The sequence below is a fragment of the Tsuneonella sp. HG094 genome (assembly GCF_053819285.1).
Window position 1 is genome coordinate 214,271 of record NZ_JBSORA010000001.1, and the last position, 18,260, is coordinate 232,530.

Consider the following 18,260-nt stretch of genomic DNA (forward strand, 5'->3'; position numbering starts at 1 on the left):
ATTGCTAGGCCGGTAATCGTAATCGCCCGGACATTTCCGCGGGAGCACCATGACCGACGCCCGAGCCAGTGCCGACTTCACCGCCGACCGCCTGCTGCTGTTTGGCGCGACCGGCGACCTTGCCCAGCGGATGCTGCTTCCTTCGCTCGCCGCGCTGGTGCACGACGGGCTGCTGTCGCCCGACCTCAAGATCGTCGGCACCGCGCGGTCGGAGATGTCCGACGCGGAATTCCGCAACTTCGCGCGGGCCGCGCTCGAGAAATACCTTCCCGCCGCGCGCCGCGGGGGCATGGCCGATTTCCTCAACCGGCTGAGCTACCAGGCGCTCGATGCGTCTAGGACAGATGGATTCGATGCGCTGGCGAAGAAGGTCGGCAAGCCGAAGCAAGGTCTCGCCATCTTCCTGTCGACCGCGCCGAGCCTGTTCGAGCCGACGATCGCGGGTCTCAGGTCCGCCGGGCTGGCGGGGGCGAACGTCCGCATCGGGCTCGAAAAGCCGCTCGGTACCGATCTCGGCTCAAGCCGAGAGATCAACGATGCGGTCGCTTCAGCGTTCAGCGAGGACCGCATCTATCGGATCGACCACTACCTCGGGAAGGAGACGGTCCAGAACCTCCTTGCGCTGCGGTTCGCGAACCTGCTGTTCGAGCCGATCTGGAACGCCAACTACATCGACCACGTGCAGATCACCGTCGCCGAGACGGTCGGGCTGGAAAGCCGGGTCGCCTATTACGACGACAGCGGCGCGCTGCGCGACATGGTGCAGAACCACATGCTCCAGCTCCTCGCGCTGGTCTGCATGGAGCCGCCGACCAGCTTCGATGCGACCGCGGTGCGCGACGAGAAGGTGAAGGTGCTCCGCTCGCTGCGCCCGATCACCGAGGCCGAGACGGTGACCGGCCAGTACCGCGCGGGCGCCGTGCTGGGGAAGGCCGTGCCCGGATATGACGAGGAGCTGGGCAAGGATTCGGATACCGAGACGTTCGTCGCGATCAAGGCGCACGTCGACAACTGGCGGTGGAAGGGCGTGCCGTTCTACCTGCGCACCGGCAAGCGCCTGCCCGAACGCGTGACCGAGATCGTCGTCCAGTTCCGCTGCGTGCCCTATTCGATCTTCGAAAGTCGTGGCGCGAAGACCCGGCCCAACCGCCTCGTCATCGGCATCCAGCCCGAAGAGAACATCAGCCTGTCGCTGATGGCCAAGGTGCCGGGGCTCGATCGCGAGGGGCTGCGCCTGCGTCCGGTCCCGCTCGACATCTCGATGCCTGATGCATTCGCCGGTGCGGTCAAGCGCATCGCCTACGAGCGGCTGCTGCTCGACCTCATCGAAGGCGACCAGACGCTGTTCGTCCGCCGCGACGAGGTCGAGGCGCAGTGGGACTGGATCGATAGCGTCCGGCGCGTCTGGGAAAAGGCGGCCCGCGTGCCCAAGCCCTACGCTGCGGGCAACTGGGGGCCGAGCGCCGCCATCGCCCTTGCCGAACGCGACGGGGTGAGCTGGCATGAGTAACCTCCACGACACCGTCCACCGCGTCACCCAGCGGATCGTCGCCAACAGCCGCGACGGCCGGGCGCGCTACCTCGACCTCATGGACCGAGAGCGCGATCGGCACCCCGATCGCCACTCGCTCGGCTGTTCGAACCTGGCGCACGGCTTTGCCGCGGCGCTGGAGGACAAGCCGGCGATCAAGTCGGGGCGCGGCCCGAATCTGGCGATCGTCACCGCCTACAACGACATGCTCTCGGCGCATCAGCCCTATGGCGCCTACCCGCCGCAGATGAAGGTCTGGGCGCGCGAGGCGGGGGCGACCGCGCAGGTCGCGGGCGGCACACCGGCGATGTGCGACGGAGTGACGCAGGGGCAGGACGGCATGGAGCTGTCGCTGTTCAGCCGCGATGCCATCGCGCTCGCGACGGCCATCGCTATGAGCCACGCGATGTACGACGGCATGGCGCTGCTCGGCATCTGCGACAAGATCGTCCCCGGTCTCGTCATGGGCGCGCTGCGCTTCGGCCACCTGCCGGCGGTGTTCGTGCCCAGCGGCCCGATGCCGACCGGGATCGGTAACAAGGAAAAGCAGAAGGTCCGCCAGCTCTATGCCGAAGGCAAGGCGACCCGCGCCGAACTGCTCGAGAGCGAAAGCGCGAGTTACCATTCGCCCGGCACCTGCACGTTCTACGGCACCGCCAACTCCAACCAGATGATGATGGAGATGATGGGTCTCCACGTCCCCGGCGCGGCCTTCGTGCAGCCGGGCACGCCGCTGCGGCAGGCGCTGACCCGCGCGGCGGTCCACCGGCTGGCCGAAATCGCCGACAATCCCGACTTCGCGATGGCGCGCACCTGCGACGAAAAGGCCTTCGTCAACGCAGTGGTCGGCCTGCTGGCGACCGGCGGATCGACCAACCACGCGATCCACCTGCCCGCGATGGCGCGCGCGGCGGGCATCGTGCTCGACTGGAACGATATTTCGGAGCTGTCGTCGGTCGTCCCGCTGATCGCGCGAGTCTATCCCAACGGGGCGGGCGACGTGAACCACTTCCAGGCCGCTGGCGGCATGGGTTTCGTCGTGGGCGAGCTGCTCGAGGCGGGTCTGGCCCACCGTGACATCGTGACCGTGTGGGGCGGCGACCTGTCGGACTACGCGAAGGAGCCGTGGCTCGACGGCGAGACGCTCGCCTGGCGCGAAATCGGCGCGAGCGGCGATACCGCGATGCTGCGCCCTGCCGTCGATCCGTTCCTGCCCGATGGCGGGATGACGCTGGTCGAGGGCAACCTCGGCCGCGCCTGCTTCAAGACCAGCGCGGTCGACCCAGCGCGTTGGACGATCGAGGCGCCGGCCAGAGTGTTCGATGATCAGGCGAGCGTGGCCGAAGCCTTCGCTAAAGGCGAACTCGACCGCGACGTCGTTGTCGTCGTGCGCTTTCAGGGGCCGCGCGCCAACGGAATGCCCGAACTCCACAAGCTGACCCCGCCATTGGGCGTGCTGCAGGACCGCAGCTACAGAGTCGCGCTCGTCACCGACGGGCGGATGAGCGGCGCTAGCGGCAAGGTGCCCGCGGCGATCCACGTCACGCCCGAGGCGCTCGGTGGAGGCCCGCTCGCCCGCCTGCGCGACGGCGACATGGTGCGGCTCTGCGCGACCACCGGCGCGCTGTCGACCGATGCCGACCTCGCCGCGCGCGAACCTGCAACGATGCGCGAGGATCTCCACGGCATGGGCCGCGAACTCTACGCCATGTTCCGGCTGGGCGCCGATTCCGCCGAGCGCGGGGCGAGCGCGATGCTGGCGGCGGGAGGGCTCTGATGGAACTCGTCGCGGTCGATATCGGCGGCACCCACGCGCGCTTTGCCATCGCTACGGTGGCGGATGACGGGCGGATCGATCTGGGCGCTGTCGAAACGCTCCACACCGAGGATCACGCCAGCTTCCAGACCGCGTGGGAGGATTTCCGCTACCGGCGGGGCGGCACCCTGCCGCGCGCGGTCGGCATGGCGATCGCGGGTCCGGTGGGCGGCGAGGTGATCCGGTTCACCAACAACCCGTGGATCATCCGCCCGGCGCTCGTGCGCGAGAAGCTCGATGTCGACCGTTTCACCATCGTCAACGATTTCGAAGCGGTCGCCCACGCAGTCGCGCGCGCGCCGGACGACCAGTTCCTCCCCCTAGCGGGACCCGACGCGCCGCTGGGCGAGAAGGGCACGATCAGCGTGATCGGCCCCGGCACCGGCCTCGGCGTGGCGCACCTGTGGCGTGATGGCGCAGGCGGCTACCACGTGCAGGCGACCGAGGGCGGCCATATCGACTTCGCCCCGCTCGACCAGATCGAGGACGCGATTCTTGCCCGGCTGCGCAAGCGGCACAACCGCGTCTCGGTCGAACGCGTGGTCGCCGGACCGGCGATCTCGGACATCTACCACACGCTCGCCGCTCTCGAGGGGCGGGCGGTTCTGGAGGAAGACGACATCGCCATCTGGACTCGCGGCACCAGCGGCGAGGACAGCCTCGCCGCCGCGGCGGTCGACCGGTTCTGCCTCTCGCTGGGCTCGGTCGCGGGCGACGTCGCGCTGGTGCAGGGCGGCTTCGCGGGCGTGGTGATCGCGGGCGGTCTGGGTCTGCGGATCCGCGACACGCTGCTCAAGTCCGGTTTCGCCGAGCGCTTCCGCGCCAAGGGCCGCTTCGCCGAACTGATGGCGGGGATTCCCGTCAAGCTGATCGTCCATCCCCAACCCGGCCTCTTCGGGGCCGCCGCAGCCTACGTTTCGGAGCACGCATGACCGATATCGCCACCGTTATGCGCACCGCGCCGGTCATCCCGGTGATTGTTATCGACAACCTAGCGCACGCGGTGCCGCTGGCCGAAGCGCTTGTCGCGGGCGGATTGCCGGTGCTCGAGGTGACGCTGCGATCCCCCGATGCGCTCGCCGCGATCCGCGCGATGAAGGCGGTACCCGGCGCGATCGTCGGCGCGGGCACGGTGACCAATCCGCGCCAGCTCGACGAGGCGCTCGAGGCGGGTAGCGAGTTCATCGTCTCCCCCGGACTCACCGAGCCGCTGGGCAAGGCGGCGATCGCTTCGGGCGTGCCGTTCCTGCCCGGCATCGCGAACGCGGGCGACATCATGCGCGGGCTCGACCTCGGCCTCACCCACTTCAAGTTCTTCCCGGCGATGGCCGCAGGGGGGCTCCCGGCGCTGAAGGCGCTCGCCGCGCCGTTCGGCCAGTGCCGGTTCTGCCCCACCGGCGGAATCGGGGTCGATACCGCGCCCGAATGGCTAGCGTTCGAGCCGGTGCTCTGCGTCGGCGGAAGCTGGGTCTCGCCGAAGGGGCCGCCCGACCGGGCACAGGTCGAAGGCCTCGCACGCGAAGCGGCGAGCCTCGGCCGATGAAGACCGTGGACGAGCTGGTCGAGCGCCTGCAGGTCCACCATCGGCAAACCGCCGATACCCCGCTGTTCAATCCGGTCTTCCAGCTTTCGCTGGACCTGTCGCGCGCGCTGGAGGGCGGCGACCTGACGCTGGAAGGCGTGGCTAACATCGTTGCCGAGCTCGAATGCACCGGCCTCAAGAGCCGCGCCGAGCGGCTGCAATGCCTCGTCGAGCCGGCCCGCGCCGACAGCGCCCTGAGTGAACTCGTCGCCGATGAGGCCGATTTCGATGCGTTTGCCGCGCGCTGGTCGCGGCCGCAGCTCCATGCGGTGTTCACCGCGCACCCGACGTTCCTGCTCGCGCCCGCGCAGTCCGACGCGGTGGCGTTTGCGGCGGGCGGGCCCGGTCCCGTCGATGCGGCGGTGTGTGCCGTGCCCGGCGAGAGGGCGGCGATCACACTCGACTACGAGCACGAGCAGGCGATGGCGGCGATCGCCCATGCGCAGGACGCTCGCGACCGAATCGTCGGCGACCTGATCGCCCGGGCGCGGACCGCTTGGCCCGATCGCTGGCGCGAATTCGCCCCACTGCCGTTCCGCTTCGCCACCTGGGTCGGTTACGACATGGACGGGCGGACCGACATCAAGTGGCACACCTCGATCGCCTATCGCCTCGCCGAAAAGGCCGAGCGCCTGGCGCGCTATGCCGACCGGCTCGAAGGCATTGTTCCCGACCACGACCTCACCGGCCTGTTGCGCCGGGCCGCGGCCCGCGCGGGCGACCACGCGCGCGATTTCACCGGGGAATTGGACGATCCGGCAGCGCTCGCCGCCGCCGCTAACAGACTGACCCCCGACCATCCCGACAAGCTGCTCAGCCTTTCGCCGGTGATCGAGCGGCTGGAAGCCGAAGCGGGCGACGACGCGCGGGGCGTCGCGCTGCGCACCCTGGCTGCCGCGATGCGCGCGGACGGTCTCGGCATGGGCTGGATCCACTTCCGCGTGAACGCGAGCCAGCTTCACAACGCGATCCGCCGCCGCCTGCCCGACGACCACGAGATCGACATCGGCAGCCGCGGCGCTATCGCCACGCTGCGCGCGATGCTCGACGGAATCGTGCCGCTGCGCGCCAACTTCGCCGCTCTCGCGGTGGAGAGCTCGACCGCGATCCGCCAGTTCCTGTCGATGGCGCAGATCCTCCACCACGTGGACGCCGACGCGCCGATCCGGATGCTGATCGCCGAATGCGAGCAGCCCGCGACGGTGCTGTCCGCGCTCTACTTCGCCAGGCTGTTCGGCATTGCCGACAAGGTCGATGTCTCGCCGCTTTTCGAGACCGAAAGCGCGCTGGAGCACGGCGGCCGCCTGCTCGAAGCGCTGCTCGCCGAGCCCGCCTACCAAGCCTATGCCCGCGAGCGGGGACGGGTGGCGGTGCAGACCGGCTTTTCCGACGCGGGGCGCTTCGTCGGCCAGATTCCCGCGAGCCTCGCGATCGAACGCCTTCAGGGCCGCCTCGCCGGAGCGATGGAGGCGAATGGGCTGGCCGATGTGGCCGCCCTGATCTTCGACACCCACGGCGAGAGCATGGGCCGCGGCGCGCACCCGGCGAGCTTTGCCGATCGCCTCGAATGGCCATTGAGCCCGTGGGCGCGGCGGCGCTTCGTGCGAGCCGGGATCGCGCTCGAGCCGGAGGTCAGCTTTCAGGGCGGCGACGGCTACCTGTTCTTTGCAACGCCCGAACTCGCGCTGGCGACGCTGACCCGGATCGCAGGGTTGCGGCCCGCCGACACCGACAGCGATGCCCCGGCCGACCCGTTCTATCGCCGCACCGACCTGAGCCTCGATTTCTACCGCGCTATCAAGGATCACCAGCGCGAACACCTCGAGAGCCGGACCTATTCGCGCGCAATCACCGCGTTCGGACTGGGCACGCTGGTCGAGACCGGCAGCCGCAAGTCGCGCCGCCAGTCGGACCTCGCGGCCGACCGCGACATGAGCCTGCGCCAGATTCGCGCGATCCCGCACAACGCGATCCTGCAGCAGCTCGGCTACCCGGTGAACGTGATCGCCGGAGTGGGCACCGCGGCCGACGGCAACCTCGACGAGCTGGCCGCGCTGCTCCGCGAGAGCCCGCGCGGGAGGCAGATCGTGCGGCTGCTGCGCGCGGCGAACTCGCTCGCGAGCATCAAGACCGTTGCCGCCTATGGCGAGCTGTTCAATTCGGCCTATTGGGCCAGCCGCACCTATCGCGGGACCGAGGATCACTTGGCCGCGCCCTGCGCCGCGCTCGCCGAGTACCTCACCAAGGACGATCGCAACGGCGTTTTCCGCCGCCTCGCCTCGCGGCTGCGGGTCGATGCGCTGAAGCTTCACCGCCTGCTCTCGCTGATCCCCGACGACAGCCCGCTCGCCACCCGCGAGCAGGTCCGCCGCGAGATCGGGGTGCTGCATGCGCTCCGCCTCGCGCTGATGCAGCACATGTTCCTGAAGGCGGTCGGCATTCCCGCCTTCGCCCGCGCCAACGACATCAGCCGCGACGACGTGCTGGAGATGGTGTTCACGCTCCGCATCGACGACGCGCTCGCGCAGCTACGCCGCGCCTATCCGGCGCAGGTGGCGCGGGCAGAGGACTTCGCGGTGGACGAGGCGGGCGACTATCCCGACGGCGGCAACGAAGGCTACGCGGCGATCCAGCGCGACTACATCGACGCCATCGACGCCGCGCACCAGCTCAACCTCAGGGTCTCGGTCGCGATCGCCAACCTGTTCGGCGCGCACGGTTAGCGCGGGAGGCTAGTCGACCCCGTCGAGTTCGTGCTCCACGTGAAGCGGTCCCGCGCCGTAAAGATAGGCGGGATCGAAGTCGCCGAAGCGTTCAAACCGTTCGCGGTCGCGCACCACGACGAGCCCGCGGCGAAATTCGGCGAGGTCCTCGCGCCGCAGTTCGGACAGCGCGCGGTTCATGTGGATCGGGGTGGTCCCGCACATGTCGGCAAGGTCGATCTGCGTCAGCGGCGAGCGGAAACCGGTCGGGCGGCCGAGCCCGACCATTTCCAGCCGCGCCCAGATCTCGGCAAGCCGGTGCACCACGCGGCGGCTGGCCTTCAATTGTTCTAGCTTGAGCGTCCATTGCCGATGAATCGCGGCGTCGAGCAGGGTCGAGAACCAGAACAGCCGCGACAGGTGCGGCTCGTTCTCGTGGATCCGGCCGATAACGTCGTGCGGCACATATCCGACGCGGGTCGGGCCGACGGTTACAACATCATGGTCGAGCCGTTTCAGCGCATAGGCGTGGAGATCGACGAAATCGCCGGGCACCTGGATGCCGACGACATAGCGCCGGTCGTTTTCCTCGATAGTGCGCAAAATGAAGCCGTCGATCAGCATCGTCGACCGGTCGGCCGGTTCGCCGCGTGCGAGGATGCGGGTCGGCTTGTCGAACTCCTCGACCTGTCCGATCGAGCTTTCGAGCAGGTCCTTTTCGCGCTCGCCCATGGCGTGCCGCGAGCGGCCCAGCAGGAAGCGTCCCGTCAGGGGGTATTGTTCGACATCATCCACCACGTCGCCTCTCAAGCTATCCAAATGTGCATTCGGTTCCGGTCGCGCTTGAAAAAGCTGCCGGGTGCGTCATCCCTGCATCACGATGGTATATTTGGCGGTACTCGTTCTCGGCGTGATCACCTTCGTCCTGTGGCGGCGGGTGGGTGCGCTCGAGAGGTTCGTGGCGACCCTCGATCGGCCTGTGGCACCTGCCCGCGTCGAGGCTTTATCCGAACCTGAACCTGCCGCCGCGCCCGCCGAACGGGAGCCGGTCCCGACACCTATGTTGGCGCCCGAAACCGAAACCTGGCGCGACCGCGTGGCTGTACCCACCATGCCGCGCTTCGACATCGAAGACGTATTCGGGCGGCTGCTGCCGATCTGGGCGGGCGGGGTGACGCTGGCGGTGGCGGGGTTCTTCCTTGTCCGCTGGTCGATCGATGCGGGCCTGCTGACGCCGGGCGTGCGGGTCTTGCTCGCGGGCCTTTTCGGGGTCGCGCTCGTGGTCGGAGCCGAGGTCGCCTATCGCTGGCGCGAGAAGGTCGCCGACCCGCGCGTGGCGCAGGCGCTCGCCGGGGCGGGGCTCGCGACGCTCTATGCCGCATTTTACCTCGCGGGTACGACCTACGGCCTGATCGGTCCCGCGTTCGCCTTCGTCGGGCTGGCGGCGGTGACGGGGGCGGCGATCGCGCTGTCGTTCCGCTTCGGCCTGCCGAGCGCGGTGCTCGCGCTCGTAGGCGGCTTCGCGGCCCCGGCGCTGGTCGGCGGCGACGAGGCGAACCTGCCGCTGCTCACGCTCTACCTCGCGCTGGTCACCGCGGGCCTCGCCTTCACCGGCCGTAGGCAGGACCGCTCATGGCTCGCCATCGCTTCGCTCGCGGGAGGGCTCGGCTGGGGCGCACTGCTGATCGCGAACGGTCCGTCGGGCACGCCCGACGTGGCCGTTCTCGGCGCGTACCTCGTGCTGCTCGGCGGCATCGTTCCCGCGCTGGCGGGTGGCGGCATGGCCACGCACCGCTGGGTGCGGATGGCGGCCGCCGGGCTTGCCGCACTCCAGCTTGCGGCACTGGTCCAGCAGGGCGGGTTCGGCGGGCTCGAATGGGGACTCTACCTGCTGCTCGGCGCGGCGCTCGCGTGGTTCGGCTGGCGCGAGCCGGCCATGCGAGAGGGCAATGCGGTTGCGGCGGTGGTCGCGGTGGGTCTGACCGCGTTCTGGCCGACTCCGGCCTCGGCGATGTTCGCCGCGGTCGCATTCGGCATCGCGGCGCTGTTTGCAGGGGTGCCCCTGGCGCAGCTTGCGCGCGGTCACGGCCGCCTGCTCGACGTCGGGCAGGCAAGCGGCGTCGCGCTGGGGCTGGCGGCGACCAGCCACATGCACTTTTCCGAAAGCGCGACCGGCGGCCCGGAGCCGCTCCTCGCGCTGGGCCTTGCGGGGCTGGCCTGCGTGGCAGCGGGGGCCGCATGGCTGTCGCGCCGCACCGGAGGCGATGTCCGCTGGGCGTGGGCTGCGCAGGCGGTCGCGGTGCTGGTCGCGTACGATGCGCTTGCGCAAGTGGCAACCGACGCGTGGCTCGCGTGGGTCGCCGCGCTCGTGGCGGTGGCGGCCGCCTGGCGGTCGCGGAGCCTTGTGGGAGCGCTCGCCATGCTCGTCGCAATTGCCGCGGCGTGGGCATCCTCTCCCGTTGCGATCTGGCTGGAGGCCACGCTGACGGGCCTCGTCGGAACGCCGATCCTCGCCGCCGCGCTGCCGACCGTGACCGAGACGGGCAAGCTGCTGCTGCCGCTGGGAGTGGCGGCGGCAGGCTGGTTCGTCCTGGCACGACCGGGATCGGTCATCGGTGCGCGGATCGTGGCCGCGATCGCGCTCACTACGCTTACGATCGCCGCGCACGTCGCGTATCGCCACGCCTTCGCGGGCGTGGCGGGCGGTGATTTCGCAGCGACCGGGGTGATTCAGCGCGCGGTCTGGGAAGCGCTGCTGCTCGGCGGCGCATGGATCGCACATGCTCGCGGGTCGACCCGTGCCGCCGTCATCCTCGCGCTCGCGTCGCTGGCGCACTTCGCGTGGTTCGCGATCGGCCTCCACAATCCGCTGTGGGCGCACCAGCTCGTCGGTGCGCTGCCGCTCGCGAATGCGCTGGTGCCCGCCTACGCCGCCGGAATCGCCGCGCTGGTGCTCCTGCGCCGATGGCTGCCTGCCGAGTCGTCGTACCTGCGCTGGGCGATCGACGCCGCGACGATGGTCGTCATCGCGCTGTTCGCGATGTCGCAGCTCCGGCAGGCGTTCGCGGGATCGTGGCTCGGCTCGGTGCCAGTCTCGCCGACCGAGGACCTCCTGCGTTCGCTCATGGGCATCCTGCTGGCGATCGGGTTCCTGCTGTGGGGTACGCGGACCGGCAGCCGCACCTGGCGGATCGGCTCGCTCGCGGCGATGGTCGTCGCGGTGCTCAAGGTGTTCCTCGTCGACGCGGCCGGGCTGGAGGGGCTTGCGCGGATCGCATCGTTCATGGCGCTGGGCTTCAGCCTCATCGGCATCGGCTGGTTCTACAACCGCCAGTTGCGTGCGCCGGCAAAGGAAATCGCCGCACCGTCATCATAGTCACGCGCCCGTCACATCCAGCGGCCAATCCATGCTTTCAGGCCGGGGGCATGGATGGACGTGGTCAATATTTTCCTCACCGACAGCACTGCAGAGCGGATGGACGATTTCATCCACGCGGGGCGGCGCTACACGTTCGCGAAGATCGGGGCGGAAGGTCCGCAGCGGCTGGTCGAAGGGCCCGTGTGGGCCTTCGTCGACTGGGTGCTCGATGACCTTGCGGGGCTCGAGATGTGCCGCCGCCTGCGCTCCGACCCGCGGACCAGCGAAGCGCATATCACGATGGTGCTGGAGGCCGACGACCCCGAGGATCGCCGCCGCGCGCTGAAGGCCGGGGCGGACGACTACATGCTCGGCCCGATCGACCGCACGCGCGTGCTCGACCGGGTGATCGCGGTCGATCCGCACCAGCAGCAGCGCACCATCGGCCAGCGGTTCGAGGTGGGCGAGCTGACCGTCGACCTGTCCGCCTTGCAGGCGCGCTGGGCGGGCAAGCCCGTGCCGCTGCCGCCCAACGAATTCCGCCTGTTGCTGTTCTTCGCCGAGAACCCCAACCGGGTGCTGACCCGCGAACAGCTCATCGCCGGGCTCGGCAAGCAGGAACCGGCCATCGACGCGCGCACGGTCGACGTGTGGATCGGCCGGTTGCGCCGCGCGCTCAAAGGTGCGGGGGCGGGCAACCCGCTGCGCACCGTGCGCTCATTGGGCTACGTGCTCGACCTTCCCTGACCTGCCGACAAAAAACGGGGCCGCTCCTCGAATGAAGCGGCCCCGCAGGCAGGGAGGGACGCAAATTCCCTAGAACTTGACGCTGAGCGATCCGGCGAGCGTGCGGCCGATCGCGTAGTTGTTGATCGCCGCGCGGCCGGTGCCGTAGTCTTGGTATTCGACATGGTCGGTGCCCAGCACGTTGCGCGCCTCGACCTTCAGCTCCAGCTCGCCGAAGCCGGGCCATTCGAAGCCCTGCCGCGCGACGATGTCGAGGTTGAAGCCGGGCTTTTCGATGATGTCGGGATCGAGCACGCCGCCGGTGTTGGCACCGCGCGATGTCACGCGCTCGCTGGCGTAGGTCAGCAGGAACGTGAGCTGTTCCAGCCGGTCGGTGTTCTCGATGCCGAACTGGAAGTTGGCGAGATGCTCGGACTGGCCGGTCAGCGGGCTGCCGTCGGTGAACACCTGCGAAGCGGGCGCGATCAGCGGGCTGTCGATGTTGCCGGGGAACAGCACCGTGGTGTCGTCCGCGCCGACCTTCAGCTTGGACTTGCTCCAGGTGTAGTTGGCCGACAGCGCCAGGCGGAACGGCGCGAAGCCGTCGCCGAGGCCTTCAAGACCGACGTACTTCACCACTTCCGCCTCGATGCCGTAGAGCGTCGCCTTGGGCGCGTTGGCGTTGGTCACCTGCAGCGTCCCCGCCGCGTCGATCGTGGCGATCGTCTCGATCGGCTTGTCGAGCGACTTGAAGAAGCCGGCGAGCGACACGCGCTCGCCGCGGCCGGGATACCATTCCACGCGGCCTTCGGCGTTCCACAGGGTGCTATCGGTCAGGAATGGGTTGCCCGCGAGCAGGCGGTCGGATTCGACGTCGAGCACCGGGATCGTGCCCAGTTCGCGGAACTGCGGGCGGGCGATCGTCTTCGATCCGTGCAGGCGGAACTGGAAGTCCTCGGCGAAATTCCACGTCATCGTCGCAGCGGGCAGCCAGTAGGCATTCTCCTTGGCGATGACCGCCGATGTGCCGGCACCCGCCGGGTTGTTGCCGTAGAGATCGGGCAGGGTGAGAAGCTGCCTGGCGTCCTCGTAGCGGACGCCCGCTTCCAGCCGCATCCCGGTCGCGACCTCGACGTCGGCGCGAACATAGGCGCCGTGCACGGTCAGGTCGCCGCTGTACTGCGCCTGGCCGAACGCGCGGTTGACCTGGCGCAGGCTGATGTCCTCGAAGTCGATCAGCTCCTGCGTGAGAAGCGAGTAGATCGGCAGGTATGACTGGCCGGTGCCGGTGATCGGCGCCCCGCCGTCGTCGTAGACGAAGTTGAGGCTCTGGAACGTGCGCCCGGTGTCGCTGTAGGCGTAGCCCGCCGACAGCTTGCCGTTGACGAGGCCGGTGAGGTCGTAGGCGAGGTCCGCGCCGCCCGCCCAGACCGTCTCGTCGAGCGCGCTGAAGATCACGCCCGTCGGCGCGCCGAGCCGCACAGCATAGCCGCCCGTCGAGCCGACGTAGCGGTACTGCGTCGTGCGCTCGTACGGCGAATCGCGGTCGGATTTCGAATAACTGCCGCGCAGGTCGAGCTCGACCGCGCCGAACTCGAACTCGCCGACCGCCTGCGAGGTCAGCAGCTGTCGCTGGACGTAGCTGCTTTCGTAGTTGAGTGAATCGTAGGGGCCGGTCAGGCGGTCGTCCTCCAGATCGGTGAACGGCGTCTGGATATTCTCGAACGCGCCGCGCACCCGCGCGACCTTCGAGGTGTCGCGGATGAACACGTTGGTGAGGCGGATCTTGTGCCCCTGCGGCAGGTCGAGGCCGAGCGCGAGAAGGCCGCTGCCCTGGATCTTGTTCTCGGTCCGCACGCCGTAGCTGCTGTTGAACAGCGATCCGGCGGTGGCGGTCTGCTGGGTCGCGCCGCGCGTCTTCCAGCCGTTCGAGAAGCTCGCCGAAGCGATTGTGCCGAAGCGGGTGTCGCCGAAGTCGGCGCCGTACCCCGCGGCGAGCGAGGCGCTGAAGTTGGCGGGAACCTGGCGGTTGCGCTGAAGGATCAACGTGTCCTCGTTCTCGAGCACGCCCGCATCGACAAGGCCGCCGGCGTTGTCGCGCAGGGCGGCGGGCAGGTCGCGGGTGCCGTCGTCGAAGCCGAACAGGTCGCGCTTGCTGCCGTAATAGGTGTAGCCGAGCTGGGCGGTCGTCTCGCTGTCGCCGCTGAGGCCGACGCCGAGCGTCAGGTAGCTTTCGTCGGGCAGCGAGGCGGTGGTAAGGTTGATCGCGCCGCCGCCGTATTCGCCGGGATAGTTCACCGAATAGCTCTTCTGCACGACCGCGCTCGAGACGATGCTGGTCGGGAAGATGTCGAGCGGCACCACGCGGCGCAGCGGCTCGGGCGAGGGCAGCGCGAGGCCGTTGAGCAGCGCGAGGCTGTACCGGTCGCCGAGGCCGCGGACGTAGACGAAGCCGTTGGTGTTGACCGACAGGCCGGTCACGCGGACCAGCGCGCCCGCAATGTCGCCGTCGCCCGTGCGGGCGATCTCGGCGGCGGAGATGACCGAGACCACCTGCGCGGTGTTGCGCACGGGCTCGGGAATGAAGCGGCCGGTGACGACGATCTCGGCGCCCTCGGAACCGGGGGCGGAGACCTCGACCTCTTCCTCGACCTGGGCATCCGCCTCGGCCGGTTCAGGGGCCGGTTCGGCAACCTGTTCGCCGGCGGTCGGCAGGGGCTGGGGCTCGGCCTGCGCGAAGGCAGGCGCGGCGGCAAGGCCGGTCCCCGCGAGGAGAACGGCGGCGAAGGGTCGCAGGCGGCGCATTGTGGGTTCCCCCGGATAGCTGGACGGGGAGGCCGCGCCCGTCGCGCAGCCTCCCCGTCCGCAAGGCATTGATCAGAAGACGCGGATGTCGATGCAGGCGAGCGCGCCGCGCAGGTCGGCGACGTCGCTGTTGCAGGTCCAGTCGCGCGTCCAGGTGTCGCTCGGCCCGCTGAACGCGCCGATGTAGTTGACCTGCGTGAAGTAGCTGCTGATCGAACCGAGGTTCGACGCGGCGACGACAGCGGCCTCGTTCGCCCCGTTAGCCACCCGGCCCACGGTCGATCCGGTGAGGAACTGGAGCGTGTTGGTGAAGGCGCGGTTGACGTTGGAGTTGGCCGCGTTGTTCAGCGATGTATCCTCGAACGTGTCGCTGTCGGCATCGATCAGCACCTGGCAGTCGAACACCACCGAAAGGAACCGCGGCGGACCGCGATCGGGGGTGCCGTTGTAGGTGCCGGCCGCCTGTACCGTCTCGCCGTTGTCGACGTCGAGGCAGCCCTGCGCGCCGCCCACCCGGGCAACGACCACGCCGTTCACGAAGTCGACGTCCGCACCGCCGCGCAGGCGGATCGCCGGCTCGTTGGGCGTGGTCTGGAGCAGCGTGAAGTTGGCGAGCTTGAGGTACTGGCGCGGCGCGGCGTCGTTGGCCGCCGAGCTGTCGATCTCGAGCATGTTCTGGCCGCCGATCGTGTCGCCCACGGTGCCGTTGGCGCGGCGCGCGGCGAACAGGAACTGGACCGCCCCGATGTAGCCGTTGTCGGTGTCGAGCGAATCGTCGGCGATGCCGGTCATCACCAGGTGATCCATGTTCTGCGTGCCGCCGAACGATTCGATACCGTCGTCGAGGCTGTTGTGGATCTGCAGGTAGCTCATCACGGTGCCCGAACCGACGCCGCCGGTGGTGATGCCCTGGATCTCGCTGCCGCCCGAACCGACGCCGGTGAAGTTCACCTGGACGTAGCGCAGGGTGCCCGAGCTGTCGTTCGAGACGTTGCCGCCGAACAGCGTGTCCTGCGACACGCCCTCGGCCTTGCGCCAGCAGCCCGCGGCGCCGCCGGTAGTGGAGGTGGACACGGTCGGGTCGCAGTCGGACACCGGCGCGCGGCCGTTGATGATGAGGCCGCCCCACAGGTTGTCGGTCGCCTCGGTCATGCCCGAGCCGGTGAGGTTGGCGAGCGCGGTGAAGATGATCGGCTGGGCCTGCGTGCCGTCGGCGTTGAGGCGCGAACCGCGGTTGACGACCAGCGTCGTTTCGCGCGTGGCGGCGAACACGGTCACGCCCGGCAGCACGTTCAGCGTGGCGGCGGCGCCGCCGGTCAGGTCGATGTCGCGGCCCACGTCGGTGCGGCCGCTGATCGAGTACATGATGCCGTCGGCGCGGCGTCCGCCCAGCGTCAGGGTGCCGCTGATCTGGGTCGGGACGACGCAGTTGCGGATCGTGCCGCGGCCGTTCTGAAGGGCGACCGTGCCGCCGTCGGTGGTGCCGGGGGTGCACGATGCGGCAGCGGTTACGGAGCCGCCCGGAATGCTCGTCGGGGTGGGGGTCGGCGTCGGCGCCGGGTTCACGATGATCGGGCCGCCGGGTGCGACGACATCGTCGGCACCGCAGCCAGCGAGAGCGAGCGCACTGCATCCGGCAAGAACCAGACCCTGAAACTTCTTCACGATTGAATTCCCCTCATGTCGCGGAAACTGGCGAGACTTGGTCGCCGCGACTCGGCAACTAGTCGGGGGAGGTGACAGTTTGTTTGCAGTTTCGTCGTGATTCAAACATGACTGAATTATGACGTAAACTATACATTATCGTCGCAAGTAAAGGGAACGGCGGTCGTCCTCCGAAGGAATCGCTCGATCGGCCCGTCGGCGCGCCAATGTTACAACTCCATGACAATGTTTCAGTTCTGTTGCATTTCGTTCGCGCGAAGCGGATTATACTCGCACAGGCCATCCGAGCCGGGGAGAGAAAGATGTCGTTGATCCTTGCCGCTTCGATCCTCGTGATCGCACCCGTTCCGCAGGTCGAGCAGGTCGACGTGGCTTACGACGATCTTCGCAGCGGCAGGAACGCAGCGGCGATCGCGCAGATGGACGCGACAGGTGCCGAAGGGGACGGGCACCCGGCGGGCCTCATCAATCTCGGTATCGCCCACGCCCGCCAGGGTGACGAGGCGGAAGCGCGCCGCCTGTTCGCACGCGCCGCTTCGATGACCCAGCGCTACGAACTGGAAACTGCCGGCGGGGCGTGGGTCGACAGCCGCACGCTCGCGCTCAAGGCTCTTGCCGCGCTCGACAGCGGCGCCCTTCGGAATGCGGGCTCGGTGCGCACCGCGCGCCGCTGACCGGTCGCACATAACAAACAGCGAACTCGAAGCAGCCTTACCGGCCCGTCGGACCATCCGGCGGGCCGATGGTTATCCGATCATTTGCCGATCCCGGTTCAGGAATCTGTCACTCCGCTGTCACTTAGTGTAGGCACGGGCCTCTGGACGGAGGGTTTGTCGCAGTGATTCTTGGCCGGATGGGTGGTTTGACCGCGTTGGCGCTGATCGGCGCCGCGGCACCCGCACACGCCGACGTGATGGAGATCGGACCCGCCGGTCCGCGCTGGATTTCCGGCGCGCGGGCGATTGCGCCCGCATCTGCCCCTGCCGAAGACCTGCTTGCCGATGCCGAACTGGTCGAGCTGTCGGCCGATCTTGCCGTGCCGCCGTACGCGATCGCCGATGCGGCGATGCAGGCGGGCGTGGTGCCCGGGCTCTACGCCGCCAAGGTGGCCGAGCTTGCCCAGCGGTTCGACCTCTCGCCCACGCTGATCGAGGCGCTGGTCTGGCAGGAAAGCCGCTGGAACGCCGCCGCCCGCTCGCCGGTCGGTGCGCGCGGCCTGGCCCAGCTGATGCCGGGCACCGCGCGCTATCTGGGCGTGAACCCCGACGATCCGTTCGCCAACCTGGAAGGCGGGGCGCGCTATCTGCGCGAGCAGATGGACCGCTTCGACGGCAATATCGAAAAGGCGCTTGCGGCCTACAATGCCGGACCGGGGCGTGTTATCGCCGCGGGCGGCATCCCGCGCATCCGCGAAACGCAAGGATACGTGGCCGCGATCATGGGCCGGCTGTCAGATCATTCACGAGAGAAAAAGTAGTTCGATGAAGCGCTTGATTCACCTGTTTCCGATTGCCCTGCTCGCTTCGCCGAGCGCCGCGTTCGCGCAGGCCGATCCCGCCGGTTCCGGCCCGATCGTCGCCGCGCTGGGCTGGCTGCAGGGGACGCTGCTGGGCAACGTCGCCACCGCGATCGCGGTAATGGCGGTGGCCGCGATCGGCTTCATGATGCTGACCGGCCGCCTCAACTGGCGCTTCGGCGCGACCGTGATCATCGGCGTGTTCATCCTGTTCGGCGCCGCGAGCATCGTCGCCGGCATCCAGGGCGCGGCGGCGGGAGCCTGAGGCGATGGAACTGGTCCGCCATCCCGTCCATCGCGCGCTGACCCGACCGCAGATGTTCGCCGGGGTGACGCTGAACTATTTCATCATCGTGTGGCTGTTCGTGTCGTCCGAACTGTTCCTGATCTTCAAGAGCTTCTGGATCGTGCCGATCCCGATCGTGCTGCACGCCGTCGGCTATTTCGCCTGCCTGCGCGAACCGCGCATTTTCGACCTGTGGCTGACCAAGGTCAGCAAGTGTCCCCGCGTACCCAACTGGAAGCGCTGGGGCTGCAACAGCTACGCCGCCTGACGAGA

The 18,260-nt window shown here is 68.8% G+C and carries 14 protein-coding genes; 11 read left to right on the forward strand and 3 right to left on the reverse strand.

Going from position 1 to position 18,260, the window contains the following annotated elements; translation table 11 throughout:
* Nucleotides 1-49: 49 nt before the first annotated feature.
* From zwf to ACWPMX_RS01110, 5 genes are read left to right on the forward strand one after another with little or no spacing between them, the layout of a single operon-like run.
* Entirely contained in the window at nt 50-1,510 is a 1,461-nt protein-coding gene (gene zwf / locus ACWPMX_RS01090) for a glucose-6-phosphate dehydrogenase (RefSeq protein WP_455698205.1), read from the forward strand.
* Nucleotides 1,503-3,308 carry a phosphogluconate dehydratase gene (edd, locus tag ACWPMX_RS01095; RefSeq protein ID WP_455698206.1) on the forward strand — a complete coding sequence of 602 codons (1,806 nt, stop codon included), beginning with the start codon at nt 1,503-1,505 and terminating at the stop codon, nt 3,306-3,308. Before zwf ends, edd begins: the two co-directional genes overlap by 8 nt.
* Complete coding sequence (glk, locus tag ACWPMX_RS01100; RefSeq protein ID WP_455698207.1) at nt 3,308-4,279, forward strand: glucokinase; 972 nt, start codon at nt 3,308-3,310, stop codon at nt 4,277-4,279. Before edd ends, glk begins: the two co-directional genes overlap by 1 nt.
* Entirely contained in the window at nt 4,276-4,890 is a 615-nt protein-coding gene (gene eda, locus ACWPMX_RS01105) for a bifunctional 4-hydroxy-2-oxoglutarate aldolase/2-dehydro-3-deoxy-phosphogluconate aldolase (protein WP_455698208.1), read from the forward strand. The genes glk and eda overlap by 4 nt, the downstream gene beginning before the upstream one ends.
* Nucleotides 4,887-7,652, forward strand: coding sequence for a phosphoenolpyruvate carboxylase (locus ACWPMX_RS01110; RefSeq protein ID WP_455698209.1), 2,766 nt, complete (start codon nt 4,887-4,889; stop codon nt 7,650-7,652). Before eda ends, ACWPMX_RS01110 begins: the two co-directional genes overlap by 4 nt.
* 9 nt (nt 7,653-7,661) lie before the next feature.
* Here the strand turns inward: ACWPMX_RS01110 and ACWPMX_RS01115 are convergent, their stop codons facing one another.
* A complete protein-coding gene (locus ACWPMX_RS01115) occupies nt 7,662-8,426 on the reverse strand; it encodes a Crp/Fnr family transcriptional regulator (protein ID WP_455698210.1) in 765 nt (254 codons plus the stop codon).
* Nucleotides 8,427-8,520: 94 nt separating this feature from the next.
* On the opposite strand from ACWPMX_RS01115, the gene ACWPMX_RS01120 reads away from it, so the two are divergent.
* Entirely contained in the window at nt 8,521-11,007 is a 2,487-nt protein-coding gene (locus tag ACWPMX_RS01120) for a DUF2339 domain-containing protein (protein WP_455698211.1), read from the forward strand.
* A 54-nt stretch (nt 11,008-11,061) separates the two neighbouring features.
* Nucleotides 11,062-11,736 (forward strand): response regulator transcription factor, encoded by a 675-nt coding sequence (locus ACWPMX_RS01125; RefSeq protein ID WP_455698212.1) that lies wholly within the window; start codon nt 11,062-11,064, stop codon nt 11,734-11,736.
* Nucleotides 11,737-11,805: 69 nt separating this feature from the next.
* Here ACWPMX_RS01125 and ACWPMX_RS01130 read toward each other — a convergent pair whose 3' ends face one another.
* Together ACWPMX_RS01130 and ACWPMX_RS01135 are read right to left on the reverse strand one after the other, a co-directional pair.
* The gene (locus tag ACWPMX_RS01130; RefSeq protein ID WP_455698213.1) at nt 11,806-14,520 is read right to left on the reverse strand and encodes a TonB-dependent receptor domain-containing protein; all 2,715 of its coding nucleotides are present in this window, start codon (nt 14,518-14,520) and stop codon (nt 11,806-11,808) included.
* Between the two features lie 72 nt (nt 14,521-14,592).
* The gene (locus ACWPMX_RS01135) at nt 14,593-16,185 is read right to left on the reverse strand and encodes a hypothetical protein (RefSeq protein ID WP_455698214.1); all 1,593 of its coding nucleotides are present in this window, start codon (nt 16,183-16,185) and stop codon (nt 14,593-14,595) included.
* Nucleotides 16,186-16,487: 302 nt separating this feature from the next.
* On the opposite strand from ACWPMX_RS01135, the gene ACWPMX_RS01140 reads away from it, so the two are divergent.
* From ACWPMX_RS01140 to ACWPMX_RS01155, 4 genes are all read left to right on the forward strand, one after another.
* Entirely contained in the window at nt 16,488-16,859 is a 372-nt protein-coding gene (locus ACWPMX_RS01140; RefSeq protein WP_455698215.1) for a hypothetical protein, read from the forward strand.
* Between the two features lie 179 nt (nt 16,860-17,038).
* Nucleotides 17,039-17,662, forward strand: coding sequence for a lytic transglycosylase domain-containing protein (locus tag ACWPMX_RS01145; protein WP_455698216.1), 624 nt, complete (start codon nt 17,039-17,041; stop codon nt 17,660-17,662).
* A gap of 4 nt (nt 17,663-17,666) precedes the next feature.
* Complete coding sequence (locus ACWPMX_RS01150; RefSeq protein ID WP_455698217.1) at nt 17,667-17,966, forward strand: TrbC/VirB2 family protein; 300 nt, start codon at nt 17,667-17,669, stop codon at nt 17,964-17,966.
* A 4-nt stretch (nt 17,967-17,970) separates the two neighbouring features.
* Nucleotides 17,971-18,255, forward strand: a complete 285-nt coding sequence (locus ACWPMX_RS01155) for a type IV secretion system protein VirB3 (protein ID WP_455698218.1) — start codon at nt 17,971-17,973, stop codon at nt 18,253-18,255.
* Nucleotides 18,256-18,260 lie beyond the last annotated feature (5 nt).

What these genes read in the sequence shown, in the direction of transcription:
- ACWPMX_RS01150 (WP_455698217.1), top strand. Translation starts at nt 17,667, where the DNA reads ATGAAGCGCTTGATTCACCTGTTTCCGATTGCCCTGCTCGCTTCGCCG.
- glk (WP_455698207.1), top strand. Translation starts at nt 3,308, where the DNA reads ATGGAACTCGTCGCGGTCGATATCGGCGGCACCCACGCGCGCTTTGCC.
- ACWPMX_RS01155 (WP_455698218.1), top strand. Translation starts at nt 17,971, where the DNA reads ATGGAACTGGTCCGCCATCCCGTCCATCGCGCGCTGACCCGACCGCAG.
- ACWPMX_RS01140 (WP_455698215.1), top strand. Translation starts at nt 16,488, where the DNA reads ATGTCGTTGATCCTTGCCGCTTCGATCCTCGTGATCGCACCCGTTCCG.
- ACWPMX_RS01145 (WP_455698216.1), top strand. Translation starts at nt 17,039, where the DNA reads ATGGGTGGTTTGACCGCGTTGGCGCTGATCGGCGCCGCGGCACCCGCA.
- ACWPMX_RS01130 (WP_455698213.1), bottom strand. Translation starts at nt 14,520, where the DNA reads ATGCGCCGCCTGCGACCCTTCGCCGCCGTTCTCCTCGCGGGGACCGGC.
- eda (WP_455698208.1), top strand. Translation starts at nt 4,276, where the DNA reads ATGACCGATATCGCCACCGTTATGCGCACCGCGCCGGTCATCCCGGTG.
- zwf (WP_455698205.1), top strand. Translation starts at nt 50, where the DNA reads ATGACCGACGCCCGAGCCAGTGCCGACTTCACCGCCGACCGCCTGCTG.
- edd (WP_455698206.1), top strand. Translation starts at nt 1,503, where the DNA reads ATGAGTAACCTCCACGACACCGTCCACCGCGTCACCCAGCGGATCGTC.
- ACWPMX_RS01125 (WP_455698212.1), top strand. Translation starts at nt 11,062, where the DNA reads ATGGACGTGGTCAATATTTTCCTCACCGACAGCACTGCAGAGCGGATG.
- ACWPMX_RS01110 (WP_455698209.1), top strand. Translation starts at nt 4,887, where the DNA reads ATGAAGACCGTGGACGAGCTGGTCGAGCGCCTGCAGGTCCACCATCGG.